Genomic DNA, 25,382 nt, shown 5'->3' with positions numbered 1-25,382 from the left:
CCATGACCATGTCGAAGGTCGTCTTCGATCCGTTCTCGCAGGACTTCTTCGACGGTGCCTGGGATACCTACAAGCGAATGCAGCAGGAGGCACCGGTCTACTACAGCGAAGAGTACGACTTCTACGCGCTGACCCGCCACGCCGATGTGGCGGCGGGACTGAAGAGCTTCGAAACGTATTCCTCGGCCTTCGGCATCGACCTGTCGATGGTGCGGACAGGCAAGCCGCCGGAGCAGAAGTCGATCATCTTCATGGATCCCCCCGACCACCGGCATATGCGCAGCCTGCTGAACAAGGTCTTCACGCCTCGCGCCATTCAATCCCAGCGGGAAATGGTGGGCCAGAAGATCGACAAGTACCTGAGCAAGGTCGATCCCGACCGGTTCGATGTGGTCCAAGATTTTTCCGGGCCGTTTCCCGTCGAAGTGATCACCACGATGCTCGGGGTACCGGAGGAGCACGCGCAGCGGGTACGTCATTTGATCGACGAATCTCTGCACCGTGAGCCCGGACAGGTCGAGGTCGGCGAGCGCGGCATGCAGGCCAACATCGAGACCGGAATGATGTACTACAACCTCCTTCAGGAGCGGCGGGTCGAGCCGCGCGATGACTTGTTCACCAAGCTGATCAACGCCGAAATCGAACGTGAAGACGGCAAGGTCACCAGCCTGGACGACATCGAAATCGCCGGCTTCGCAACATTGTTGGGTGGGGCGGGCGCCGAGACGGTGACCAAACTGATCGGCAATGCGCCGGTTGTATTCGCCCGGTTCCCCGGGGAATGGCAGAAGCTGCTCGATGACCGCAGCAAAATTCCCGCAGCCGTCGAAGAGCTGTTGCGCTACGAGGCGCCGTCTCAGTATCAGGTTCGTTGCTCGATCAAAGATGTTGAGCTGCATGGCGTCACGATTCCCGCGATGAAGCCGGTGTTTCTGATCAACGCCGCAGCAAACCGAGATCCCAACGCCTGGACCGATCCCGACACGTTCAACATCGACCGCGACCGGCACGAGGCGCTGAATCTGAGCTTCGGCTACGGGATTCACAGCTGCCTGGGTGCTGCACTGGCCAGGATGGAAAGCGTGATCGCGCTGGAAAAGCTGCTCGACTTCATGCCCCACTACGACGTGGACTGGGAGAACTGCAACCGCGTCCAGATGCAGAATGTCGCCGGTTGGAAGAACGTTCCCGTCAGAGTGGCTCGGTAGGTGCTGTCGTGAAAATCGAAGTCGACTGGGACCTCTGCGAAAGCAACGGCGTGTGCATGGGCATCATCCCGGAGGTGTTCGAACTAGGGGATGACGACATGCTGACAGTGCATAAAACCGAGGTGACCCCGGACATCGAGGAGCAGGTTCGCGAGGCTGTGCGGCAGTGTCCGCGTCAGGCGATCTCGATCGAGGAGTAGCGGGCCCAACTGAGGGTTCTAGAAGCCGGCGAGGATGACCGCGTTGCAGTCGGCCGCCGCCTGGCGCAGCTTCGCGGCGTTTTGGTAAGCCTCGGATTCATACCAAGCGCGGGCGGCGTCCACCGATTCGAATTCCAGCACCACGGTCTGATTTCCGTGCCAGTCACCCTCGAGGATTTCCGGCGAAGTATCGACGGCAAGAACTTTGACGCCACCCATGGCCGCACCCGCGGCCTTGCCATAGGCCTTCATGCCTTCCGGATCCTTGATGGCCTCGGTGAGAATCACATACCCTTTGGCACCCATTTGTCCTCCTTCAGCGTTCCTTGATCGCCTGCTCGGGACAACATTCGATTGCTTCCCGGGTTACCGCCTCGAATTCCGCTGGGACGTCGGACGTTATCGACTCGGCGTAGCCGTCGTCGGTCAGGGAGAAGACTTCCGGGCACAACGTCAGGCACATCCCGTGGCCCCGGCAGGATTCTTCGTCGACCCACACCCTCATGCCGGCGTGAACTCCAGGTGCAGTTCGGTCAGCCCCCGCAGGATGTACGTCGGAACGTATTGGTAGCGGCGGTCATTCGCCGGTCCGTGCACGCTCTCGTCGATCCTGATGTCGGACGTGCGGTCGAGTAGGCGCTCGATCGCCACCCGGGTCTCGGCCCGCGCCAGCGGCGCACCAGGGCAGCTGTGGATTCCACGCCCGAACGAAATATGCTGGCGGGCATTCTTTCTGACCGGATCGAAGGTGGCGGGTTCTTCGAACCGGCGCGGATCACGGTTCGCGGCGGCCTGAACCACCATCACGGTGGTTCCGGCGGGCAGGTCGACCCCACCTACATTGACGGGCACCCGATTCATTCGGAAGTCGCCCTTGACCGGGCTCTCGTGGCGCAGCGACTCTTCGATGAAGTTGGGGATCAGGCTGCGGTCCCTGCGCAGCTGCGCCTGAATGTCCGGGCGCTCGCCCAGGGTCTGCAGCGCGGCCCCGAGCAGCCGCACGGTGGTCTCCTGACCGGCGGAGAAGACGTTGCTGGCGACGCGGGCCACGTCCTCGACTTCGGGAATAGTGCCGTCGGGATAGGTGGCAGTGGCCAGGCCTGTCAGCACGTCGTCGCGAGGCTCGCGTCGTCGGTCTCGGACGTAATCGGAGAAGAGGCCGTAGAGAAACTCGAGCGGACTGTGCGCCAACGCTTCCTTGCCGGTACCGCCAATACCGCCGCCCGAGTTCTGGCGGATGCCCTTGATGAACTTGTCCCGGTCTTCCATCGGCACACCGAGCAGGTCGGCGATGACCAGCAGCGTGAAGGGTCCCGAAAAGCCCTTGATCCACTCCCCTTTGCCGGGGGCAAGAAACTCGTCCAGCACCTGATCGGCCAGCACCCACATCGCGTCCTCGTTCTCCTTGAGGCGCTTGGGGGTGATCAGCCGCATCAGCAGCGAGCGGTGGTTGGTATGGGTGGGCGGGTCAAGCGTGGGCAGCTGGTCACTGAACGGCAGCTTGTTGCGGTGCTCCTCGATCTGCTCGGTAATGTCGTCGCCCTCGAGGGGCACCGGAAACCCCGGAAACGGACCGGTCACCGAGATGCACGAAGACCACGTGGCGGCGTCGTTCAACACCGAGCAGGCTTCTTCCCAGCCGGTGATCATGCTGACCCCGTAGTGGGGCTCCTTGGCTATCGGGCACTTCTCGCGCATCGCCTCGTAGTAAGGGTAGGGATCCCCGACCAAGCCGCGATCGCGGAAGAAGTCCAACTCGGTGAAGTCACTCACCATCTCTCGCTCCGATCAATCTCGGCTAGTGAGAACGTGCCTCTCATGTATGAGTATTACATTTCCACATGGCCTGGCGAACCGCAATGTGCACGAACACCCGCAAGGGGAGGTCGTCATTAGGGACGGATAAGCCGCGTCAGGCAGGGAGCAGATCGGCAGCCACCGAGCGGCATGCCATCAAGCCGCTGCGAAACGACTCGAGCGGCTCGATTGAGCCGGTCGGCGACGCGGCGGCGGCGAGCGCCTGAGCCTTGAACGTTCTGGCGGCCATGCTGAGCCGATACTGCACTCGGCCGACGCTGTCATCGATCTCAGCCGGCCACGTCCTGCCCCAGAGCGTCACCTCGGTGACGCCGTGGTCGAGGGCCTGCAGTACCCCGGCCCGCACCCGCGGGTCGGAACCGAGCAGATCCGCCGCGGCCGCCAGCGCTTGCGGGCGGGGCCGGGTGTCCACCGACGCCAACGCGGTTTCCAGGTCGAGCGTCTTAGCGCCAAGGATGTGCAGCGGCCGGTCGTCAGGATGGTCGGTGAGCAGAACGGTGACGTCCCAGCCGGCCATCGACCGATCGAAGAGCCAACCACCGGCGAACTTGACCACATCGGCGACGCTGGAGGCGACGACGTCCAACCGGTATCTCATATCGGGTTCTTGGTCGTGTCCGGCGGCAGAAAGTCGCGCGCCAGCATCTCCGCGTACTCCTTGAAAACCTCGGTCAGCGGGATCGATGGATCGAGCAGCCATGTCATTTCCATTCCGTGGGTGAAGGCGAGAATTTCGGTTGCCTTGACGGTGGGGTTTATGTCGGTGCGGTAGCGGCCGGCGGCCTGCCCTCGGCGAATTCCGTCGGCGACGATTTCGGTCGCGTCCCGCTGCCGGCGCACCAGGCGGTCGTGCAGCGGTGCGTCGGCGGCGATGTTCTCCACCAACAGCACGGTGAAAGTGCCCACCAGTTCGGGTGCCCGGTTGAAGCGGTCGGCGACCTGCGCGATCTCGCCGATGAGGTCGCCGCCCCGGTCGGAGTGTTCATCGTCGTCGACGTCACGGGCGTCCAGCACCGCGTGCAACAGCTGTTCTTTGGATTCGAAGTGGTGCAACAGGCCCGCCGAGGTCACACCCGCTTCGCGGGCGATCTGGGCGAGCGCGGTGTTGCGCCACCCGTTGCGCGACAACAGCCGTTGCGCCACCTCGAGGATCCGCTGTCTGCGGTCCTCGCCCTTGGCGAGCAGCGTTTCGTACGGCCGTACGTCGGGCACCCAGTTCCTCAATTCGAACCAATGGGAAAACCAACCTAATGAATACACAGTAGGTTGGTTTGCCGACCGTGACAAGGGTCGCGCTGGGGCCCACAGACCCCCGCCCTAGCTCACAAGTTCGACCAAAGTGGCGTTGGCGGTGCCGCCGCCTTCGCACATGGTCTGCAGTCCAAAGCGGATGCCGTTGTCGCGCATGTGGTGAATCATGCGGGTCATCAGTACAGCGCCCGACGCGCCCAATGGGTGGCCCAGCGCGATGGCGCCGCCCAGCGGGTTCAGCCGGTCCGGGTTCGCGCCGGTTTCGGCGAGCCAGGCCAGGGGCACCGGCGCGAACGCCTCGTTCACCTCGTAAACGCCGACGTCATCAATCCGGACGCCGGACTTTCGCAGCACCTTCTCGGTGGCCGGAATCGGCCCGGTCAGCATCAGCACCGGGTCCGCGCCGGTGACGGCCCCCGCGTGGTAGCGAACTATCGGCGTCAGACCCAATTCCAGAGCCAACTCGGCTGTGGTCACCAGTAGCGCGGCCGCACCGTCGGAGATCTGCGACGAGTTGCCCGCGTGGATCACTCCGTCCTCGACGAATGCCGGCTTGAGTCCGCTGAGCTTTTCCACCGAGGTCCCCCGCCGCACGCCCTCGTCTTGATGGACCACGGAATCGTCGGTGAACACCGGAACGATCTGTTCGGTGAATGCGTGGGTGTCCAACGCAGCGGCAGCTCGCTCATGGGACAAGGCGGAGAATTCGTCCAGTCGGGTGCGGGAGAACCCCCACTTCTTGGCGATCATCTCCGCCGACAATCCCTGATTGAACGAGAAACCGTCATAGCGGGCAAGGACTTTCGGGCCGTACGGCGTGCCGGTCGCCCGTGCCGCGCCCAGCGGAACTCGGCTCATCACCTCGACACCGCCGGCTACCACGACATCCTGCTGGCCCGACATGACGGCCTGCACGGCGAAGTCGAGCGCCTGCTGACTGGACCCACAGGCCCGGTTCACCGTCGTCCCCGGAATGCTCTCGGGCCAACCCGCGGCGAGCACCGAGTAGCGGGCGATATTGCTGGACTGGTCGCCGACCTGCGACACGCAGCCCCAGATCACATCGTCGATGATCTCCAGGCTGATGCCGGCGCGCTGGACCAGTTCGTTGAGGACGACGGCGGACAGGTCGGCGGCGTGCATGCCCGATAATCCGCCATTTCGCTTGCCGACCGCGGTGCGCACCGCCTCGACGATGACCGTTTCACGCATGTTCCGCTCCGATTGCTAGGGCTTGGCCCGACCTTAGCGGTCGTCAGTAGCTCCGCGGCAGCTTCAGTACATGTGAACCCAGGAAGTTCAGAATCATCTCTTGGCTGACCGGCGCGATCTTCATCAGCCGGGCCTCGCGGAAGTAACGCGCCACGTGGTACTCCTCCGAATAACCCATGCCACCATGGGTTTGCAACGCCCGGTCGGCGGCGGTGAAGCCGGCGTCGGCGCACAGATATTTGGCGGTATTGGCTTCACGCCCACAGGGTTTGCCGTTGTCGTAGAGCCAGGTGGCCTTGCGCAGCATCAGTTCGGCGGCATCGAGGCGCGCCAGCGAATCCGCCAGCGGGAACTGCAACCCCTGATTCATCCCGATGGGCCGCCCAAAGACCTCACGCTCGTTGCCGTATTTCACCGCCTTCTCCAGCGCCACCCGGCCGATCCCCAGCGCTTCGGCGGCGATCAGCATGCGCTCCGGGTTCAGGCCGTCCAGAATGTACTGAAAACCCTTGCCTTCCTCACCAATTCGGTCCTCGATTGGCACTTCGAGGTTGTCGATGAACAGCTCGTTGGAGCTGACGGCGTTGCGACCCATTTTCTTGATCGGACGGACGTCGACCCGACTGCGGTCCAGATCCGTCAGGAACAGCGTCATCCCGTCGGTCTTCTTGGTTACCTCGTCGTACGATTGGGTTCGCGTCAGCAGCAGGATCTTGGACGACTCCAGTGCTTTGGAGATCCACACCTTTCGGCCGTTGACGATATAGCGGTCACCATCGCGTTTAGCGAACGTGGTGATCCGCGAAGTATCAAGTCCCGCACCGGGTTCGGTGACACCAAAGCAGACGTGCACTTCGCCGGTCGCGACCGATGGCAACGTGCGCGCCTTGAGTTCCTCGGAGCCGTGCACCACCACCGGTTGCATGCCGAAGATCGACAAATGAATGGCGCTGGCGCCGTTCATGGCGGCGCCGGACTTGGCGACTTCTTCCAATAGCAGCGTGGCTTCGGTGATGCCGAGTCCATGACCGCCGTACTCGGTCGGAATCGTCATCCCCAGCCAGCCGCCATCGGCTATCGCGCGGTAGAACTCGGTCGGGAACTCGTGCTCCTGATCCTTTTCCATCCAGTAGTGGTCATCGAACTTGGACGCCAACTCGGCGACGGACCGCCGGATCAGTTCCTGGTCCTCAGTCAGCTCGAAATTCATTCCGCCATCGCCAGGCACTGGCGCGCCTCCTTTTCAGCGCGAACAGACGCAAACTCGCACGATTACGGCCCAATCAATGCGAGTTTGCGTCTGCTCGCCGGGGAACGGAACCCCTCAGTCCTTGTTGCCGCTAAGGGCTTTCGCGTTGGCAGCGAAGTCCGCGAAGGACGAGCCGCCACGGCTCTCCTTCTCGTGGCCCGCCGCCTTGATAGACACGTCATGGCCCTCGGCGGCCTTACGCAGCGAACCGACCGTCGCCTGTTCACGGGAAATGTGGGTGAACGGATCGAACGAGTACCAACGCATGGCGTTCTCGTGGGTCATCTTGTTGATCTCATCATCGGGAACGTCGTTGAGCGACAACACATCCCACAGTTCTTCCGGCGCGCCCGGCCACATCGAGTCACTGTGCGGGTAGTCGGCCTCCCAACAGATGTTGTCGATACCGATCATGTTGCGCAGCTTGACGCCTACCTTGTCGCTGATGAAGCAGGTCAGGAAGTGCTCCCGGAAGACCTCGCTGGGCAGCTTGCCCTTGAAGTCCTGGTGGGTCCACGTCGAGTGCATTTCGTAGGTGCGGTCGGCGCGCTCCAGGAAGTAGGGAATCCAACCGGTGCCACCCTCGGAGAGGCCGATTTTGAGGTCCGGGTACTCCTTGATCGGCCGCGACCACAGCAGATCCGCCGCGGCCTGCACGATGTTCATCGGCTGCAGCGTGATCATCACGTCCATAGGCGCATCGGGCGCGGTGATCGCCAGCCGGCCCGAGGAACCGATATGCACGTTCATCACAGTGTCGGTGTCAACCAGGGCCTTCCACAGCGGGTTCCAGTACTCATTGTGGAAGCTGGGGTAGCCCATTGCGGCGGGGTTCTCGGTGAAGGTCAGCGCGTGAACGCCCTTCTTCGAGACCCGCCGTACCTCCGCGGCGCACGCTTCGGCATCCCAGATCACCGGTATGGCCATTGGAATGAACCGCGCCGGGTACGCCCCGCACCACTCTTCGATGTGCCAGTCGTTGTAGGCCTGCACCAACGCGATCGAGAAGTCGTGATCATCGGTGGCGAACAGGCGACCGGCGAAGCCCGGGAACGACGGGAAACAAATCGAGGCCAGAATGCCGCCGGCATTCATGTCCTTGACCCGCTCGTCGACGTTGTAGCAACCCGGCCGGATCTCGTCGAGCCCCGTCGGCTCGATTCCGTACTCCTCTTTGGGTCGTCCGGCGACCGCGTTGAGCGCCACATTCGGGATCACCGTGTCGCGGAACTTCCACATGTCCGAGCCGTCAGCGTTGTGCACCAGTCGGGGCGCGTCGTCCTGGTACTTCGACGGCAGATGATTCTTGAACATGTTCGGCGGTTCGACCGTGTGGTCGTCCACGCTGATCAGGATCATGTCCTCTTTGTTCACGGGTCTTCCCTTCTCATCTGAACCAGCTGATCGGGTTCATGCGAATGCGTGGGCCCTGGCTTTACATCGGACTCAGCCCCAAACGCGTAGGACGAGCCCCGCATGCGACAAGCTGTCTATATGTTGAAAACTAGCTTCTCGCGAAGCGAGAATCAACATCCAGCATAGCCATCGGGCGGCCCGGAGAGCTCGTCACGCACCTTGCGACTAGGCACATTGCCTGGTCGGACGCGAAAACCCGGCGGGCGGCGGGAAGCCCCGACAGCAGCACTGAGCCGTTGCGCCCGCACTTGCATTGACCCGTCGACCGATTCGTGCAAGTCTATTGGTTGTAAATGAGAATATGATTCTCGCTCAGCGAGAAGACGACCGAGAGGAAGCCCGCGCGATGCGCTTGCCGCCCCTGCCTGCCGACCAGTGGGACGACGCTGTTCTGGACGCGCTGGCCGGCATGCTGCCCCCGGAGCGCCGCAACCCGCGCGATGCGTCCAACGTGCTGGCGACATTGGTCAACCACCCGGCGCTGACCAAGGCATTTCTCCGGTTCAACGTCCACCTCTTGTTCTCGTCCACACTGCCGCCACGACTGCGTGAACTGGCCATCCTGCGCGTTGCATACCGGCGGGCCTGCACCTACGAGTGGACGCACCACGTCGATCTGGCCAAACGAGAGGGCCTCACCGACGCCGAGATCGAAGAGACGACCCATGTCGTTCCGATCGACGGCACCCTCGATGAATTTGAGCGGGCAATCATCACCGGGGTCGACGAACTTGAGGAGCGTTCTGCGTTGACCGACGAGACCTGGGCCATGCTCGGCACCCGCTTCGACGACCGCCAGCGGATGGACTACGTCTTCACGGTCGGCTCCTACGCCATGCTGGCCATGGCCCTCAACACTTTTGGCGTACAGGTCGAGACAACCACGGAACCCGAAGAGGAGAGGTAGAAGTGGCCCACTTCCCCAAGCCGGCTGCCGGCAGCTGGACAGAGAACTATCCCGAACTGGGCACCGCCCCGGTCGACTACACGGACTCGATCGACCCGGCGTTCTTCGAAGCTGAACGCGACGCGATCTTCAAGCGCACCTGGCTCAACGTCGGTCGGGTCGAGCGACTGCCGCGCACCGGCAGCTACTTCACCAAAGAGCTACCCTCGGCCGGCAAAGGCATGTCCGTCATCATCTGCAAGACCAAGGACGGCTCAGTCAAGGCCTACCACAATGTCTGCCGCCACCGTGGAAACAAGTTGGTGTGGAACGACTTTCCGCATCAGGAGACTTCGGGTACCTGCCGCCAGTTCACCTGCAAGTACCACGCCTGGCGGTACAACCTCGACGGCGACCTCACCTTCATTCAGCAGGAGGATGAGTTCTTCGACGTCGATAAGAGCGACTACGGCCTGGTCTCGGTGCGGTGCGAGCTGTGGGAAGGCTTCATCTTCATCAACTTCGACGAGCACGCGAAGCCGCTCACCGACTACCTGGGCCCGCTGGCCAAAGGCATCGAGGGATACCCGTTCCACGAGATGACCGAGACCTATTCCTACCGCGCCGAAGTCGGCAGCAACTGGAAACTGTTCATGGACGCCTTCGCCGAGTTCTACCACGCGCCGGTGCTGCACCAGGGCCAGTACACCAAAGAAGAGGCCGCGAAGATCCAGAAGTACGGGTTCGAGGCGCTGTACTACGAGATGGCGAGTCCGCACGCGATGATCTCGACCTGGGGAGGCCAGGCGCCGCCCGTCGACATGAGCATGGTCAAGCCGATGGACCAGGTGCTGCGCAGCGGGTTGTTCGGCCCCTGGGACAAGCCGGAGATCATCGAGAAGCTCACTGAACTGCCGCCGGGTGTCAATCCGAAGAAGGTCAAGCAGTGGGGCATCGACGAGTGGCACTTCTACCCGAACATGATGCTGCTGATCTGGGAGCCGGGCTGGTTCCTGACGTACCACTACTGGCCGACCGCTGTCGACAAGCACATCTTTGAAGCCACACTGTTCTTCGTACCGCCGCGCAATGCCCGGGAGCGTCTGGCTCACGAACTGGCGGCGGTGACGTTCAAGGAGTACGCGCTGCAGGACGCCAACACCCTGGAGGCGACCCAGACCATGATCGGCACCCGGGTCGTCAATGACTTCCCGTTGTGCGATCAGGAGATCATGCTGCGCCATCTGCATAAGGTGACCAACGACTACGTAGCCAACTGGACGAAGGAGGGCCAGAACAATGGCAAAGTTACCGTCTGAATTCGCCTACCTGGAACCCTTTTTGGATTGGGACCTGGCTACCGAACCCGAACGTTACGCCAAGCGACTCGCCTCGACGATGCCCGAGATGCAGGCGTTCTACGACGCCGCGTTTCCGCATCTGGACGATGTGATCGAGTACTGCGACAAGTACTCCTTGGACGACCTACCGGCGGACGCGCGTACGCTCATGCACCTGATGCAATCGCTGGTCATGGTGTCGTTCCCGATCGAGGCCTGGAAGCAGCCGCGCGTCCCCGACAGCGGCGCGGCATGGGTGGAACTGATCCGGGAGCCGGTGATCTAGCGTTGCTGACGCTCAAAGCGGCGGGGCTGCTCGACGTCGACTCCGGTGAGATCGTCCGGCCGGGCATCGTACGGATCGAGGGCGACCGCATCGTGGGCATCGGAGGCGAACCCGATGGCGACACAATCGATCTCGGAGACCAGATCCTGTTGCCCGGCTTGATGGACATGGAGGTCAACCTGCTGATGGGCGGCCGCGGCGAGAAGCCGGGGTTATCCCAAGTGCAGGACGACCCGCCCACGCGGGTGCTGCGCGCGGTCGGTAACGCCCGCCGCACCCTGCACGCCGGGTTCACCACCGTGCGCAACCTCGGACTGTTCGTCAAGACCGGCGGTTACCTACTGGATGTGGCGCTGGGAAAGGCGATCGACGCCGGCTGGATCGAGGGGCCGCGCGTGGTGCCTGCCGGACATGCGATTACACCCACCGGCGGACATTTGGACCCGACGATGTTCGCCGCCTTCATGCCGGGCGCACTCGAGCTCACGGTCGAGGAGGGCATCGCCAACGGTGTCGACGAAGTCCGGAAAGCGGTGCGCTACCAGATCAAGCACGGTGCGCAGTTGATCAAGGTGTGCGTCTCCGGCGGCGTGATGTCGTTGACCGGTGAAGCTGGTGCACAACACTATTCGGACGAGGAGCTACGCGCCATCGTTGACGAGGCGCACCGGCGCGGCTTGCGGGTCGCCGCTCACACCCATGGAGCGGAAGCGGTCAAGCACGCGGTCGCGTGTGGTATCGACTGCATCGAACACGGCTTCCTCATGGATGACGAGGCCATCCAGATGCTCGTCGACAACGACCGGTTCCTGGTGACCACTCGCAGGCTCGCCGAGGCGATGGACGTGTCGCACGCTCCGAAAGAGTTGCAGGACAAGGCCGCCGAGATGTTCCCGAAGGCAAAGACTTCCATCAAGGCGGCCTACGAAGCCGGCGTGAAGATCGCGGTCGGCACCGATGCTCCGGCGATCCCGCACGGCAAGAACGCCGATGAGCTTGTCACCCTGGTGGATTGGGGCATGCCACCGCTGGCGGTGCTGCGCGCGGCCACCACCACCGCCGCCGAACTGATCAACTCCCCCGACCTGGGCCGGCTTGCCGTAGGCAAACTCGCCGATATCATCGCGGTGCCGGGAAATCCGTTGGAAGACATCACCGTTACGCGTAACGTCAGCTTTGTCATGAAAGGCGGCAAGGTCTTTGTCCACAACTGAGCCAACCAGAACCGATGACTTGGTGGAGATCCAGCAGTTGCTCGCTCGCTATGCGGTGACCATCACCCAGGGCGACATCGACGGACTGGTAGGCGTTTTCACCCCGGACGGCACCTATAGCGCCTTCGGCGACACTTACACCCTGGACAGGTTCCCGGAACTGGTCGCCGCCGCGCCAAAGGGCCTGTTCATGACCGGAACCTCGCTGGTCGAAAATCTGGATGGTGACACCGCCACCGGCACCCAACCGCTGTGCTTCATCGAACACTCCGCGCACGACATGCGCATCGGCTACTACCGCGATACCTATCTGCGAACGGCCGACGGATGGCGATTGAAAACCCGTGCGATGACGTTCATTCGACGTAGCGGGGTGCATGACTCAGGACGCCCGCACGCCGTCGGCCGACCCGCACCGTGACTTCCGAACCCACTGTCGAGCAATTTCGGGCGGATCTCTGCGCCTGGCTCGACGAACATGACCTGACGCCCGGGCCGGACCATTCACTGCAGGGTCACATGCGGCAGATGTCCCGGGTCAGTGCGGCGTTGTACGACGCGGGCTGGATGCGTTACGGCTGGCCGGTGGAAGTCGGCGGACTGGGCGGTCCCGCATTGCTACGCGCGGTCGTCGGCGAGGAGGTCGTCGGACGCCGCCTGGCCGAACCGGGGCCTTACTCGATGCTCGAGGTGCTCGCGCCGACGATGATCGATTATGCGCCAACAGAACTGGCTGCCGAGATGGTGCCGCTACTGCTGCGCGGTCGCGAGCAATGGTGTCAAGGCTTCTCGGAGCCAGGCTCGGGCAGCGACCTCGCGTCGTTGACGACTCGAGCCGTTCAGGACGGCGACAACTGGATTGTCAACGGGCAGAAGGTATGGACCAGCTTCGCGCAGTTCTCGACCCGTTGCGTTCTACTCACCCGCACCGCGCCCGGTCATGACGGAATCACCGCGTTCTTCGTCGACATGGATACGCCAGGCATCACGGTCCGACCGCTTCGCACGATGCACGGTGTCGACGAATTCTGCGAGGTGTATTTCGACGACGTGCTGATCCCGTCCAGTCGGATGCTCGGCAAGCCGGGAGACGGCTGGCGGTTGGCGATGGATCTGCTGCCCTATGAGCGTTCGACCTGCTTCTGGCAGCGGATTGCGTACCTCTACTCGCGATTCGACGCCCTTATCGCCGAGGCTGAAGACACCGACGAATCAGCTTTGGGCACTGCTTATCTCGCACTCCACACGTTGCGATGTCGATCCCGTGCGACTCAGCATCGGCTGGCGGGCGGGGCACGCCTCGGACCGGACACGTCCATCGACAAGGTGTTGCTGGCCGGCGCCGAACAGAAGCTCTACGACACCGTCCATGACCTGCTGCCCGGGGCACTCGAACTCGACGACACACCGTGGCGATCGGAGTACCTGTACTCGCGTGCGGCAACCATCTACGGCGGTACGGCCGAGATCCAGCGCAACATCATCGCCCGCCGGCTACTCGACCTGGGCAAGGAGTGATCGTGGACATCACCACCGACTCCGAATTGCAGCTACTGGCCGACGCGCTACGCACGACTATGAACGCCTCGACCGGTGCCAAGCTGGATGCGGCATTAGCCGAGCTCGGCTGGCTCGACATGCTCGACGAAATACCAGAAGCGGCCGTCCCTTTGGTCTTCCAGCTACTCGGCGAAACCGGCGCGCATGCGCCGGTGCTGAACGACGTCGTGCTGTGCGCCGCGGGGCGGGCGGGCGGCGGTACCCTGCCGCTGCCGTATGCGGGCGGCTCTTGGGTGCGTTGGGAACGCACCGACGAAGTCGCGCCCGCGCTGGACGACGAACTCCCGCTGCTCCGTGCCGAGGCAGGAGATTTGCTCCTGCCTGACATGTTGGCCGCCGGCCGACGAGCACTGGGCTGGTGGCTGGTCGGCAGCAGCCGCGCCATGCTTTCGCTGGCCCGAAGCCATGCGCTCGACCGGGTCCAATTCGGCCGTCCCATCGCGTCTTTCCAGGCCGTACGGCACCGACTCGCCGAGACCCTGGTGGCGATCGAGGGTGCCGAAGCCACGCTGCAGACTGCCACCGACCATCCTGACGAACTGGCCAGCCTGTTGGCCAAAGCCGCAGCCGGACAAGCGGCACTGACCGCAGCGCGCCACTGCCAGCAGGTGCTCGGCGGCATCGGCTTCACCGCCGAACACCAATTGCATCGCCACGTTAAACGTGCACTGGTGCTCGACGGACTGCTCGGCAGCTCCCGCGAGCTGACCCGCGAAGCGGGAGTGATACTGCGAGACAAGGGATTTGCGCCCAGAGTCGCCCAACTCTAGAGCGCGTCGTCTGCCACGGCCAAGCTAATTGCGCGGCAGACCCAGCACGCGCTGAGCGACGATGTTGCGTTGTATCTCCGATGTACCCCCGGCGATGGTGCCGGCGAAACTCCGCGCGTACCGGTCAAACCAGCTGCCGAAGTGGCTGTCCAAGTTCAGCGGGGCGTACGGCGCAGTGACCGCCGGATGCACAAGCCCATCCGCACCCACGGCGTTCAGCGCATCTTCGGAGGCCCGTTGCACCGCCTCGGAGCCCAGCAGCTTGAGCACCGACTGGGCGGGGACGTCTTCCTCACCCCGCGCGGCTTGCGCCAGAGTCGCCGAGCCCAACAACCGCATCGCGTGGGCATCCATCACCAAGGTGGCGTAACGGTCCCGTTCGAGTGCTCCGGCCGGTTTGAAATCGATTGCCAGATGGTCCAACAGGGTTGCGTAGTCCATCCACAACATGGCGCGCTCATGCCCCAGCGAGCCGGTCGCCACCCGCCATCCCTCGTCGAGCTCGCCCACTAGGTTCTCAGCCGGCACGCGCGCGTCGGTGAAGAACACTTCGTTGAAATCGACATCCTCGTGGTCACATACCGATGCGAACGGTCGTCGCACCACGCCAGGAGCATCGGTCGGAATCAGCAACGCGCTGATGCCCTTGTGTTTTGGCGCATTCGGATTGGTGCGCACGAACGTCAGTATGACGTCGGCATGATGGGCACCCGAGGTCCAGACCTTTTGTCCGTTGACGACGAAGTGGTCGCCATCCAGCGCCGCCTTCGTCTTCAACGACGCCAGATCCGAACCCGCACCCGGTTCGCTCATCCCCAGGGAGGCGGTCATCTCGGCGCGCAGGATCGGCACCGCCCAGCGCTGCTTCTGCTCTTCGGTCCCAAACGACAGCAACGACGCCGCGATAATGCCAACGCCCTGCGGGTTGAAGGTTCGGTAGATCCGGCGCCGGGCCAATTCGTCGGCGTGCACGTACTGCTGCAGCAGCGAGGCATTGCGGCCCCCGAACTCGGGCGGGTTGCCGGGCAGCAGCCATCCGTTGTCGAAAAGCAGACGCTGCCAACGCGCCGCCCACTCCGGCATATCCGAACATGACCGCGGCCGCGGTTTCATCTCGGCCTCATCGGGCACGTGTTCGTCGAGGAATGCGGTGAAATCAGCGCGGAATGCCTCCACGTCGGCATCAAAACTCAGTTGCACAGGTCTCCTCGAAGCCCACTCTCATGAATCTGCTTCCCAAACACACGCGTAAGAGAATAGTATTCTCGTCGTGAGGAAGTTACAATCTCCAAGACATCGTCCGTGAGGAGGTTGAGCGCAGCTATGGCACGACGTTCTCCGGTACAGTCCAACCATGTTCTCTCCTCGCGGCAATCTCCGGAGCCGCCCGTGACGACCCCGAGCGAAGAGCCGGCCTGGAAACAGCGGGCCGTCGAGCGGTCCATCAAGACCGCGAAATTGCGCGCGGCGCAGCGCGTTCAGCGATTCCTCGACGCCGCGCAGGCCATCATCATCGAGAAGGGCAGCACCGACTTTACCGTCCAGGAGGTCGTGGACCGCTCGCGCCAGTCGTTGCGCAGCTTCTACCTGCAGTTCGACGGGAAACACGAGCTGCTGCTCGCCCTATTCGAAGACGCACTGAGCCGCTCGGCCGACCAGATCCGCGCCGCCACCGAGAGTCACACCGATCCGCTAGAACGACTGAAGGTCGCGGTCGAACTGCTCTACGAGGCCTCCCGCCCCGACCCGACGGCCAGGCGGCCGCTGTTCACCGACTTTGCTCCACGGTTACTGGTAACTCATCCGGCTGAGGTCAAGATTGCCCACGCACCACTGCTGGCTTTGCTCACCGAACTGATGGAAGCCGCAGGTGAAGCGGGCAAGTTGGGTGCCGAAGTCAACCCCAAGCGGGTTGCCGCAATGACCATGCAGACGGTGATGTTCATCGCGCAGTCCAGCGGGGGCAACGACGACGCGACAGTGCACCCCATCAGCGCGGACGAAGTCTGGGACTTCTGCTCACACGGATTCGCTGGTAGCTAGTTCGAGCCTGCCTTCTCGCGGCAGCGCTCTCGCACGCCTGGCCTGTTTCGCCCTTTTTGGCTGTCAATTTTTCGACGAGCGAATATCGCACGCCATTAAGTTGGCGAGAACGCTATTCTCTGATAGTAAGAACGGTAAATAGCCAAAACGGATTCGGCGTTGACACTCGTTGGTGGGTGATGACAGAGTTCTAGAGGCGGCATGATCGCGCTCCTCGCGGAAATGGGGCGGCGCGGTTCCGGCGAGAGGGCATTCTTCCGTGACAGTCAGCGCGGCCAGCGACGTCTACTTCGACCCCTACGACGTCGAGCTCAACGCCGACCCCTACCCCATGTTCCGGCGGCTCCGTGAGGAGTCGCCGCTCTACTACAACGCAGAGCACGACTTCTACGCGCTCAGCCGGTTCGCCGACGTCGATGACGCGATAGTCGATTACCAGACCTTCAGCTCGGCCCGTGGTGCGATAATCGAACTCATTCGGGCCAATCTCGAGATGCCCTCGGGTGTGCTGATTTTCGAGGATCCGCCGATCCACGACATCCATCGCAAGCTGTTGTCCCGCATGTTCACCCCGCGCAAGATCAACGCGTTGGAACCCAAGATCCGCGAATTCTGCGCGCGCAGTTTGGATCCGCTGATCGGCACCGGAAAGTTCGACTTCGTCAACGATCTCGGGGCGCAGATGCCGATGCGGGTCATCGGCATGCTGTTGGGTGTCCCCGAGGAAGATCAAGAAGCCGCAAGGGATTTCGCCAACGCACAGATGCGGACCGAGGCCGGGAAACCCATGGACTTCGGCGAAGGCATCGCCAGCCCCGATTTCTTCGGCCAGTACATCGACTGGCGCGCCGAGCATCCCTCCAACGACATCATGACCGAACTGCTCAACGCCGAGTTCCTGGATGAGACCGGGACCGTGCGCCGGATGCGTCGCGATGAACTACTCACCTACGTCACCGTGGTATCCGGGGCCGGCAATGAGACCACCACCCGGTTGATCGGCTGGGCCGGCAAGGTGCTCGCCGAACACCCCGATCAACGTCGCGCCCTGGTCGAGGACCCGGCATTGATCCCCGGGGCCGTCGAGGAACTGCTGCGCTACGAACCACCAGCGCCGCACGTCGCGAGGTATGTCACGCGCGATGTGGAATATTACGGCCAGCGGGTGCCGGAAGGCAGCGTCATGATGATGCTCATCGGCGCGGCCAACCGCGACCATCGCCAATTCCCGCCGGACGGAGACACTTTCGACATCCGCCGGGTACCGCGCCAGCACCTGACTTTCAGCGTCGGCACGCACTACTGTCTCGGCTCTGCGCTGGCCCGACTCGAGGCGCGGATCGCGCTCGAGGAGATTCTGAAGCGCTTCCCTGAGTGGGATGTCGACCTCAACGCAGCCAAGCTTTCCCCGACGTCGACTGTGCGGGGTTGGGAGTCCATGCCGGCAATTCTCGGCTGAACCAGGAAACGAGGTAACAAAATGGCGGAGGAAGTCCAAGGACGGGTGGCTGGAAAAGTCGCTTTCGTCACCGGGGCAGCGCGCGGTCAAGGCCGCAGCCATGCAGTGCGGTTGGCCGGGGAAGGCGCCGACATCATCGCCGTCGACGTGTGCAAGCCGATCGTGAAGAACACCACGATCCCGGCGTCCACGCCCGAGGATCTGGCCGAGACTGCCGATCTGGTCAAGGGCCTCAACCGCCGGATCGTCACTGCCGAGGTGGATGTGCGCGACTACGACGCACTCAAAGCCGCGGTGGACAGCGGCGTCGAGCAGTTGGGCAGGCTGGACATCATCGTTGCCAACGCCGGCATCGGCAACGGCGGCGACACCTTGGACAAGACCAGCGAGTATGACTGGCAGGAAATGATCGACGTCAACCTGTCAGGCGTGTGGAAATCGGTGAAAGCCGGTGTCCCACATCTGATTGCGGGGGGCAACGGCGGGTCCATCGTGCTGACCAGTTCCGTCGGCGGGCTCAAGGCGTACCCGCACTGCGGCAGCTATGTCGCGGCCAAGCACGGCGTGGTGGGCATCATGCGATCCTTCGCAGTCGAGTTGGGACACCACAAGATTCGGGTCAACTCCGTGCATCCGACGCACGTGAGCACCGACATGATCATGAACGAGGGAACCTGGAAGTTGTTCCGCCCAGACCTGGAGAACCCGGGTCCCGACGACATGGCGCCGATCTGTCAGATGTTCCACACCCTCCCGATTCCGTGGGTAGATGCCGAGGACATCAGCAATGCGGTGCTGTTTTTCGCCTCCGACGAGTCCAGGTACGTCACCGGCGTCACCCTGCCCGTCGACGCGGGGAGCTGCCTCAAATAGGGTTCCGTCAGTATGGACGGAATTTCTAGCTTCTCAGGCCGTGGGGCAGTCATCACCGGCGGCGCCAGCGGCATCGGCTTGGCCACAGCAAAGGAGTTTGCCCGTCGAGGCGCCAAGCTTGTCCTGGCCGACATCGACAAACCTGGGCTGGAACAGGCCGTCGCGCACCTGCGCGGTGAAGGCTTTGAAGCGCACGGCGTGATGTGCGACGTCCGGCATCTCGAGGAGGTCGTGAATCTGGCGGATGAGGCTTTCCGCCTGCTCGGTCAGGTCGATGTGCTGTTCAGTAACGCCGGAATCGGCATAGCTGGTCCACTCGCGGACATGACTCATGAGGACTGGCGCTGGGTTATCGATATCGACCTGTGGGGTGCGATTCACGCCGTCGAGGCATTCCTGCCCAGACTGATCGAACAGGGCACGGGCGGTCATGTCGCGTTCACGGCGTCCTTCGCCGGTCTGGTGCCCAACGCCGGCCTCGGGACCTACTGTGTTGCCAAGTACGGGGTGGTCGGTCTCGCGGAAACGCTTGCCCGCGAGGGAAAGCAGAACGGCATCGGAGTGTCGGTGCTATGCCCGATGGTGATTGAGACCAAGCTCGTGTCCAATTCCGAGCGGATCCGCGGTGCGGACTACGCGCTGGACTCAACGCCAGATCTGACCAGCGAACTGGGCGCGCTCCCAGCGCAGGATGACACCGTCAACGTCGACAACTTCGCCCGTTTGACCGCCGACGCGATCCTGGCCAACCGCCTCTACGTGCTGCCGCACGAGGCGTCCCGGGCTTCGATCCGCCGCCGGTTCGAGCGCATTGACCGGACCTTCGACGAGCAGGCCGCCGAGGGCTGGCGCCATTAAGCCGCGCGAGCGCTGGCCGGCGCCAAAATCTAGGTGCTGTCGTACCTGACCGGCCGGCAACCGATGACACGATCGGCCTCCAGCCCAGCGATTTCCGCCTCGCTCAAACCCAGCTCAGTGAGTAACTCGCGGTTGTGCTGCCCCAGCAGCGGGGCCGGCTGGGTATGAAACCGGCACGGCCCGCCGGACAATCGCATAGGCACGGTACTGAGACTGGCCGGCCCGTTCACCGGATGGTCCACCACTTCGAAGAAGTCACGCGCCGCCAGCTGGGCCAATTCCGTCTGCCGGTGCGGCTGCATGACCTTGGCTACCGGCACGCCGGCATCCCAGAGGGTCCCCACGATCTCATCGGCGGTCCGGTGTTCGCACCAGGCGGCCAGTTGCCCATCGATCAGGTCTTCGTTGTCCCGCCGCCCGGCAACCGTGGCCAACACGGAATCGCCTGCCCACGAGGGTGATTCAAGCGCGTCACGCAGCCGGCCCCACTGTTCGTCGGTGGCTATCGCGATGGCCACCCAGCTGTCCGGACGATCGAATTCATCGATATCGCTGCTGCGGTAGAGGTTCTGCGGCACAGCGGTCGGACCGCGGTTGCCGACGCGCTCCAGTAGCGCTCCGTAGGCGGAATATTCGATGACCTGTTCCGCAGCAACGTTCAACGCGGCGTCGACCATGGCCGCCTCCACCAGCACGCCTTGTCCGGTTCGACGGCGGTGTTCCAGCGCCAGCAGCAACGCGTTCAGTGCGTGCACTCCGGCGTTCGGGTCACCGACCGAATACGGCTCGAAGGGTGTTCGGTCGGGATAGCCGGTCAGCCAGCTGATCCCCGAGGCCGATTCGATGACGTAGGCGAAGGCGGGGTTGTCGCGCCACGGCCCGTCGAGCCCGAAACCAGGCATCCGCAGCATGACGATATCGGGCCGAATAGATTGCGCAGCAGCAAAATCCAGCCCGATCTGGTCCAGCACCCGAGGCGTGAAGTTCTCCGCGATCACGTCGCAGGTGGCAATCAGGCGGTGCAGTAGGTCCCTTCCGCGTGCGGTCTGCAGGTCCAGGGTCAGGCCCTTTTTGTTGGTGTTCAGCGCCGCGAAGATCGGCGACTTCTCCCACCAGTTGTCCTCGGTGACCGGAACACCGGCAATGAGCCGGGTTCCATCGGGGCGTCGGGTCGACTCGAGGTGGATGACCTCGGCACCGAGCATGGCCAGAAAATGCGTGCACGACGGCCCAGCCCAGAAAGTGGTCATGTCGAGCACACGAATTCCGTTCAGCGGCAGCTGCTTTACCCGCGCACCGGATACCGGCTTCGGTCGAGGGGTCAGCACTGCCGAGCGGTACTGCGCGGTATGTTCACCCAGGCCGGGCGCGGGGCCAGGTTGGCGCAACCGTGCGGGGCGCATCCGGTACGGATGACCGGGCTGCGCGAATCCGTCGCGAGGGTTGGTCAGGAACGAACCGCGTTCAACGAAGTGATCCAGCGACGCGACGTTGGCGCCGTTGCCGACCGGGGCATTGGGTATCCGGAACGCGGACGCGAGTTCGCGGATCTCATCGACGGGTTGGCTGCGCACCCATTCGTAAATCTCGGTGGCGTGGATGTTGGCCTGTTCGGTGATCGACAGCGGCGAATTCTCGTCGATCCACTCCGGGTGTCCAACCATCGCGCACAGATCGAACCACTGTTGCGCGGTTCCGCAACCGAGATCCACCAGCCCGTCTTTGGCCTCGGCAACGCCGGGGACAGTGGGCCGACGGGCGTCCCGCCACGGGCGCCCGAGCATCTCGAAGAAGGTCACCGGATAGTAAGTGAGACAGAGGATCTGGGTCTCCAGCATGGAAAGGTCGATCAGCTCGCCGTCGGCGCGCTCGCGGCGCCGGAAGGCCAGGGTGGCCGCGCTGGCGTAGGCGCCGGCCAGATACTCGCCGACTTGTCCGCCGACAAAGACGGGGGCCCGGTCCGCCACACCCCGGCCCAGGCCGATGATTCCGCCGGACCACGCCTGCAGGGTGAACTCGGTCGCCGCCCGGTCTCGCCAGGGTCCCTGCAGTCCGAAGGGTGTGATCGAGGTGACGATGAGGTGCGGATGGCGACGGCGGATCTCTGTCGGCGTAAAGCGTTCCTGTTCAGCCACATTCGAGCCGGGCGACCAAATCACGGCGTCCGAGGCGGCAAGCAGTTCGTCGACCAGCGTGTCGTCGGCGGCCGGATCGGCGACGACGCTGTGTTTGGAGCCGGCCAGAAAGGCAAACAAGGCGCCGTCGACACCATCCGGAATCGCCGCGCCGGACGCCGACCAGCGCCGCAGCGAATCACCCTCTGGTGGTTCGATTTTAACGACGTCAGCGCCGCCATCAGCGAGCAATTTGGTGCAGTAGGCACCCGCGATTCCGGTGGACAGGTCGACGACTGTGTAGCCGTGCAGCGGCGGTTCGGTCACCGGTGCTTGTTCTTCCGCTTGCCCTTGGGGCGTGCCTTCTTGCTCAGGCGCCATTCCGGCGGGAACTTGCTGTCGTTGTCCTTGACCGCGTCACCGAGACCCCGGTCGATCGCGTCATCGAGCGAGAAGTCCGCCGCGTCGGGACGCACACTGCCACCGGTGGATTCGAACAGGCCGCTGAGCAAGCTACCCATGTACTCGCCGTGGAACTGTTTCATGATCTCGAAGAACGTCTTCTGCAGAAACACCGTGTCGGTGGGCCGATTTCGCGCGCATGCGAGCGCGTATTTGTCCACCTCGGCTTCGAGTTGGTCCCGAGGTACCACGCCGTTGAGGAAGTTGCAGTCGTACATCTCTGCGGCAGTGAAAGCTCTTCCGGTGAAAACCATTTCCTGAAACTTGCGGATACCCATGGTTTGCGCCCACCACCACATCCGTGGTCCCCACCCGTAGTAGCGGAAGGATGGGTGCCCGAACAGTGCGTCGTCGCTGGAGATCACCAGATCAGCGTCTGCGGCCTGATAGAAGTGCCAGCCGTAGCAGTAGCCCTTGGCTTCCAGGATGCTGATCTTCTTGAAATCCTGCAGACCGCGAATGCCCGAGTTCGGGTTGGCATACCACTGGCCGATGGACGCACCGTGACGAAACGAACCCTTCGGCGGATAGGTGACTTCGTCTGCGCCGATCCGGAATTCGGCTAACAGCGGGCCCTGGTGGTCCGACGCCTTGGCTTGCATGAACTCTTCGAGATCGGCACCGGAGCCCAGATCGTCGCCCACACCGCGGATCACCAGCACCTTGACGTCGTCGTCCACGCCGGCCCGATGCAACAGGTCGGCGTAGCGCTGACGGGCGGCTATCGTCGGCGCGTTCAGGTGCTCCGGCCGGTCGAACGTGATGGTGGCGATGCGGGTCTTGGCGTTCTTGTCATATCGGATGATCTTGTCCGCGCCGGGCTTCGCCCCGCCACCCATCGCTCAGCTCCGCCAGAACGGGCTCGTGGTCAGCACCTCTGGGCCTTCGGCGGTAATCAACACTGCTTCACGCCCGAACACCGCACCAACGCCCGATTCCCATACGTAACCCGTGACGGCAAGGAGCATGCCCGGTTCCAGCCGTTCGGCGACAGCGGTTTGGGGTAGGCGCGCGGAGATGACGGGCGGGTCGAAGCCCATACCCAGCCCGCGAGCGACCGGCATCGGCGGTGCCGCCTCCCCCGCTTCGCGGTATGCGGCCAGCAGCTCGCCGGCGCCCGCACCGGGCCGGCACGCGGCGATCAATCTGTCCCACAGTCGATCCCAGCGGCCAAACAGTTCGGCGGCTCCTGGCACATCTCCGACCGGCCAGGTACGGCCGACCTCGCCCATATATCCGCCCGCCAGGACTCCCGCGGACAGCGCCACCAGGTCGCCGTTCTGAACGCGGCCGTCACCGTCTGCCCGCCGCCAGGGATGTGCGCGCGAAGTCACCCAGGCGACATCCTGATTCGACGGCGTGCTCACTCCACCCGCCGCCAGCGCCTCCAGCAGTACCCCGGCCAGCACCTGTCCACTTGCCCCGGGGCGTAATTCGGACACGGCGGCCGCCAACGCGGCTTCGGCCACGGTGATCGACTCGCGCAATGCGGCGATCTCCTCGTCCGTCTTGATCCGTCGGGCCGCCCGCATGGCCAGTTCTCCGTCGACCAGTTCCGCATTCGGGAACGCCGTCGGCAGCAACTGCGCGAAAACCGGTGACAGCGCGTCGGTTCCGACCCGGCGAGCGGTGGCCGCACCGTCGATGCGCTGTAAGGCCGCGATGGTGTTCACCGGATTCCAGGAGATGCCATAGAGGTTCTCGTGCGGGATGTCCTCGGGAACACCCTCGTCCCAGGTGCTGAGTAGGTGAATGGCTCCGGTGGCACGCACCAACACACAGGTGGGTCCGAACGGCCGGGTTCCGGCCACCCACAGTTGCGGGGCCCCGGTCACGTAGCGGACGTTGGCCTGCCGACCCAACACCAGCACATCGAGATCGTGCTCGGCCATCTGGGACAGCGCACGTTCCCGACGTCCGCAGCGCAGTGCCCGGTCGTCGGGCAGAACTTCAGTCGACATAGGGGTCATAGGGGTAGTCGGTCAATAGAGTCGAGCCTTCCTCGGTGATCACCAGGACTTCTTCGCTGCGGTAGCCGCCGGTGCCGTCCTCCCACACCACCGGTTCCACCACCAGCACCATGCCTGGCTGCAGGACAAAGTTCTCATCGAACTGGTCGCCGAGATCCGTTCCGATCATTGGCATCTCAGCGGCGTTCACCCCGATTCCGTGGCCCAGGTAGAAGTGCGGAAGCCACGGTCGGGTGCCCCCGTTGGCGGCAATCGCGGCCCGGCCCAGGTCGGCGGCGGTAACACCCGCGCGGGCGGTGCCCAGTACGGCGTCCATGATCTCGCGCCACTTGTGAAACTGCGCCTGCTGTCGCGGTGACGGGTCCTGCCCGACGATCCAGGTACGCCCGAAGTCCGAGCAGTAGCCCTGGTAGGTGATGCTGACGTCGGTCCAGAGCACGTCGCCCTTGACGAGTTCGCGTTCGGTGCTCAGCAGCGGTAGGGCGAGGTCTCCGTGCGTCGTCCAGACGCCCTCGGCCTTACTGTGCGGCATCACCTGCCAGATCGGTTCGAGCATGCTGGCCATGGCGCCCAACTCAAATGCTCTGCGCAAGAAGCGTGCCGACAGGTCGATCTGGCGGATGCCGGGTGCGAGCGACCTGTGCACTTCCACCATCGCCTCGTCAGTGATCTGCACCGCGGTACGGATGCACGCCAATTCATCCGGGGTCTTGATCACCTTGGCGGCGCTGACCACCGCTGCCGCATCGACCGGTGCGCCGTTGGGGAACAACAGCTTCCGCGCCCGCGACATGGCACCGGTGAGTTCGTCGACCGCCACCGTGGACCCCGACGGCACCAGCTCTGCCAGTAGTCGCGCGAAATCTGCTACGCCTTCGTCAAATTCGAGATAGACCGGGCCGTGCAGGTGGTCGGCTGGCAGTTCCGACTCCTGCGAGGCACCTTCCCGAAACGGCAGGAACAGGTGCGGCCAGTCGTCGCCGGCCAACACCACAGCTACGGGCCGCTCGACGTAGGACAGCCCTGCGTCGCCCAACGGCCAACTCGTTCCGGTGGCATAGACGACGGCGTTGTTGCCCAACAAGATCAGCGCGTCGACACCACGCTCTGCCATTGCCCTGCGCAACCGGGCCCCGGTTTCACGCCGCATCCGGCTAAGGTCGGGGGTATCGGGGATGGTCAGGCCCTTGGCA

At 63.6% G+C, this 25,382-nt stretch carries 26 protein-coding genes; 13 read left to right on the top strand and 13 right to left on the bottom strand.

Annotated features, from left to right (window positions below; all coding sequences use genetic code 11):
• The first annotated feature begins 2 nt into the window (after window positions 1-2).
• Window positions 3-1,208 (top strand): cytochrome P450, encoded by a 1,206-nt coding sequence (locus ACZY1I_RS07770; RefSeq protein ID WP_463753773.1) that lies wholly within the window; start codon window positions 3-5, stop codon window positions 1,206-1,208.
• An 8-nt stretch (window positions 1,209-1,216) separates the two neighbouring features.
• Complete coding sequence (locus ACZY1I_RS07765; RefSeq protein ID WP_463753772.1) at window positions 1,217-1,408, top strand: ferredoxin; 192 nt, start codon at window positions 1,217-1,219, stop codon at window positions 1,406-1,408.
• A gap of 18 nt (window positions 1,409-1,426) precedes the next feature.
• On the opposite strand, the gene ACZY1I_RS07760 is transcribed toward ACZY1I_RS07765, so the two are convergent.
• The 8 genes from ACZY1I_RS07760 to ACZY1I_RS07725 form a co-directional block, all read right to left on the bottom strand.
• Window positions 1,427-1,714, bottom strand: a complete 288-nt coding sequence (locus ACZY1I_RS07760) for a DUF1330 domain-containing protein (protein WP_463753771.1) — start codon at window positions 1,712-1,714, stop codon at window positions 1,427-1,429.
• A 10-nt stretch (window positions 1,715-1,724) separates the two neighbouring features.
• A complete protein-coding gene (locus ACZY1I_RS07755) occupies window positions 1,725-1,913 on the bottom strand; it encodes a ferredoxin (RefSeq protein WP_463753770.1) in 189 nt (62 codons plus the stop codon).
• The gene (locus ACZY1I_RS07750) at window positions 1,910-3,184 is read right to left on the bottom strand and encodes a cytochrome P450 (RefSeq protein WP_463753769.1); all 1,275 of its coding nucleotides are present in this window, start codon (window positions 3,182-3,184) and stop codon (window positions 1,910-1,912) included. The genes ACZY1I_RS07755 and ACZY1I_RS07750 overlap by 4 nt, the downstream gene beginning before the upstream one ends.
• Before the next feature lie 136 nt (window positions 3,185-3,320).
• Entirely contained in the window at window positions 3,321-3,824 is a 504-nt protein-coding gene (locus ACZY1I_RS07745) for a hypothetical protein (protein WP_463753768.1), read from the bottom strand.
• Complete coding sequence (locus ACZY1I_RS07740) at window positions 3,821-4,438, bottom strand: TetR/AcrR family transcriptional regulator (protein WP_463753767.1); 618 nt, start codon at window positions 4,436-4,438, stop codon at window positions 3,821-3,823. Before ACZY1I_RS07740 ends, ACZY1I_RS07745 begins: the two co-directional genes overlap by 4 nt.
• Window positions 4,439-4,543: 105 nt before the next feature.
• Window positions 4,544-5,689, bottom strand: coding sequence for a thiolase family protein (locus ACZY1I_RS07735; protein ID WP_463753766.1), 1,146 nt, complete (start codon window positions 5,687-5,689; stop codon window positions 4,544-4,546).
• Between the two features lie 43 nt (window positions 5,690-5,732).
• Window positions 5,733-6,899: an acyl-CoA dehydrogenase family protein gene (locus ACZY1I_RS07730; RefSeq protein ID WP_463754340.1), complete on the bottom strand. Its 1,167-nt coding sequence runs from the start codon at window positions 6,897-6,899 to the stop codon at window positions 5,733-5,735.
• A gap of 114 nt (window positions 6,900-7,013) precedes the next feature.
• On the bottom strand, window positions 7,014-8,312 hold the full coding sequence (locus tag ACZY1I_RS07725; protein ID WP_463753765.1) for an amidohydrolase family protein: 1,299 nt from the start codon (window positions 8,310-8,312) through the stop codon (window positions 7,014-7,016).
• A 388-nt stretch (window positions 8,313-8,700) separates the two neighbouring features.
• Between ACZY1I_RS07725 and ACZY1I_RS07720 the strand changes: the two genes are divergently transcribed.
• Genes ACZY1I_RS07720 through ACZY1I_RS07690 form a run of 7 tightly spaced genes read left to right on the top strand, consistent with a single transcriptional unit; the run spans window position 8,701 to window position 14,410 of the window.
• The gene (locus ACZY1I_RS07720) at window positions 8,701-9,261 is read left to right on the top strand and encodes a carboxymuconolactone decarboxylase family protein (RefSeq protein ID WP_463753764.1); all 561 of its coding nucleotides are present in this window, start codon (window positions 8,701-8,703) and stop codon (window positions 9,259-9,261) included.
• A 2-nt stretch (window positions 9,262-9,263) separates the two neighbouring features.
• The gene (locus ACZY1I_RS07715; protein WP_463753763.1) at window positions 9,264-10,559 is read left to right on the top strand and encodes an aromatic ring-hydroxylating oxygenase subunit alpha; all 1,296 of its coding nucleotides are present in this window, start codon (window positions 9,264-9,266) and stop codon (window positions 10,557-10,559) included.
• On the top strand, window positions 10,540-10,866 hold the full coding sequence (locus ACZY1I_RS07710; RefSeq protein ID WP_463753762.1) for a hypothetical protein: 327 nt from the start codon (window positions 10,540-10,542) through the stop codon (window positions 10,864-10,866). Before ACZY1I_RS07715 ends, ACZY1I_RS07710 begins: the two co-directional genes overlap by 20 nt.
• A gap of 2 nt (window positions 10,867-10,868) precedes the next feature.
• Window positions 10,869-12,080: a metal-dependent hydrolase family protein gene (locus ACZY1I_RS07705; RefSeq protein ID WP_463754339.1), complete on the top strand. Its 1,212-nt coding sequence runs from the start codon at window positions 10,869-10,871 to the stop codon at window positions 12,078-12,080.
• The gene (locus tag ACZY1I_RS07700) at window positions 12,067-12,501 is read left to right on the top strand and encodes a nuclear transport factor 2 family protein (RefSeq protein WP_463753761.1); all 435 of its coding nucleotides are present in this window, start codon (window positions 12,067-12,069) and stop codon (window positions 12,499-12,501) included. The genes ACZY1I_RS07705 and ACZY1I_RS07700 overlap by 14 nt, the downstream gene beginning before the upstream one ends.
• Window positions 12,498-13,598, top strand: a complete 1,101-nt coding sequence (locus tag ACZY1I_RS07695) for an acyl-CoA dehydrogenase family protein (protein ID WP_463753760.1) — start codon at window positions 12,498-12,500, stop codon at window positions 13,596-13,598. Before ACZY1I_RS07700 ends, ACZY1I_RS07695 begins: the two co-directional genes overlap by 4 nt.
• Window positions 13,599-13,657: 59 nt before the next feature.
• Window positions 13,658-14,410, top strand: coding sequence for an acyl-CoA dehydrogenase family protein (locus ACZY1I_RS07690; RefSeq protein ID WP_463754338.1), 753 nt, complete (start codon window positions 13,658-13,660; stop codon window positions 14,408-14,410).
• Window positions 14,411-14,434: 24 nt separating this feature from the next.
• Here the strand turns inward: ACZY1I_RS07690 and ACZY1I_RS07685 are convergent, their stop codons facing one another.
• Entirely contained in the window at window positions 14,435-15,610 is a 1,176-nt protein-coding gene (locus ACZY1I_RS07685) for an acyl-CoA dehydrogenase family protein (protein ID WP_463753759.1), read from the bottom strand.
• 189 nt (window positions 15,611-15,799) lie between these two features.
• On the opposite strand from ACZY1I_RS07685, the gene ACZY1I_RS07680 reads away from it, so the two are divergent.
• The 4 genes from ACZY1I_RS07680 (at window position 15,800) to ACZY1I_RS07665 (ending at window position 19,643) form a co-directional block, all read left to right on the top strand.
• Complete coding sequence (locus tag ACZY1I_RS07680) at window positions 15,800-16,453, top strand: TetR/AcrR family transcriptional regulator (RefSeq protein ID WP_463753758.1); 654 nt, start codon at window positions 15,800-15,802, stop codon at window positions 16,451-16,453.
• Between the two features lie 259 nt (window positions 16,454-16,712).
• Complete coding sequence (locus ACZY1I_RS07675) at window positions 16,713-17,912, top strand: cytochrome P450 (protein ID WP_463753757.1); 1,200 nt, start codon at window positions 16,713-16,715, stop codon at window positions 17,910-17,912.
• Window positions 17,913-17,933: 21 nt separating this feature from the next.
• Window positions 17,934-18,785, top strand: a complete 852-nt coding sequence (locus ACZY1I_RS07670) for a mycofactocin-coupled SDR family oxidoreductase (protein ID WP_463753756.1) — start codon at window positions 17,934-17,936, stop codon at window positions 18,783-18,785.
• A gap of 21 nt (window positions 18,786-18,806) precedes the next feature.
• Window positions 18,807-19,643 (top strand): SDR family NAD(P)-dependent oxidoreductase, encoded by an 837-nt coding sequence (locus ACZY1I_RS07665; RefSeq protein WP_463754336.1) that lies wholly within the window; start codon window positions 18,807-18,809, stop codon window positions 19,641-19,643.
• A 29-nt stretch (window positions 19,644-19,672) separates the two neighbouring features.
• Here ACZY1I_RS07665 and ACZY1I_RS07660 read toward each other — a convergent pair whose 3' ends face one another.
• The 4 genes from ACZY1I_RS07660 to ACZY1I_RS07645 are packed head-to-tail and all read right to left on the bottom strand — an operon-like array spanning window position 19,673 to window position 25,339.
• Window positions 19,673-22,084, bottom strand: coding sequence for a CaiB/BaiF CoA transferase family protein (locus ACZY1I_RS07660; RefSeq protein WP_463753755.1), 2,412 nt, complete (start codon window positions 22,082-22,084; stop codon window positions 19,673-19,675).
• A complete protein-coding gene (locus ACZY1I_RS07655) occupies window positions 22,081-23,058 on the bottom strand; it encodes an enoyl-CoA hydratase/isomerase family protein (RefSeq protein ID WP_463753754.1) in 978 nt (325 codons plus the stop codon). The genes ACZY1I_RS07660 and ACZY1I_RS07655 overlap by 4 nt, the downstream gene beginning before the upstream one ends.
• A gap of 3 nt (window positions 23,059-23,061) precedes the next feature.
• Window positions 23,062-24,180: a M24 family metallopeptidase gene (locus ACZY1I_RS07650; RefSeq protein ID WP_463753753.1), complete on the bottom strand. Its 1,119-nt coding sequence runs from the start codon at window positions 24,178-24,180 to the stop codon at window positions 23,062-23,064.
• Window positions 24,170-25,339 (bottom strand): M24 family metallopeptidase, encoded by a 1,170-nt coding sequence (locus tag ACZY1I_RS07645; RefSeq protein ID WP_463754335.1) that lies wholly within the window; start codon window positions 25,337-25,339, stop codon window positions 24,170-24,172. The genes ACZY1I_RS07650 and ACZY1I_RS07645 overlap by 11 nt, the downstream gene beginning before the upstream one ends.
• Window positions 25,340-25,382: the final 43 nt, after the last annotated feature.

This window comes from Mycobacterium sp. IDUB_37, assembly GCF_055419245.1.
The sequence above is the reverse complement of the archived record's forward strand: the minus strand, read 5'-3'. Positions and strand labels throughout refer to the sequence as shown.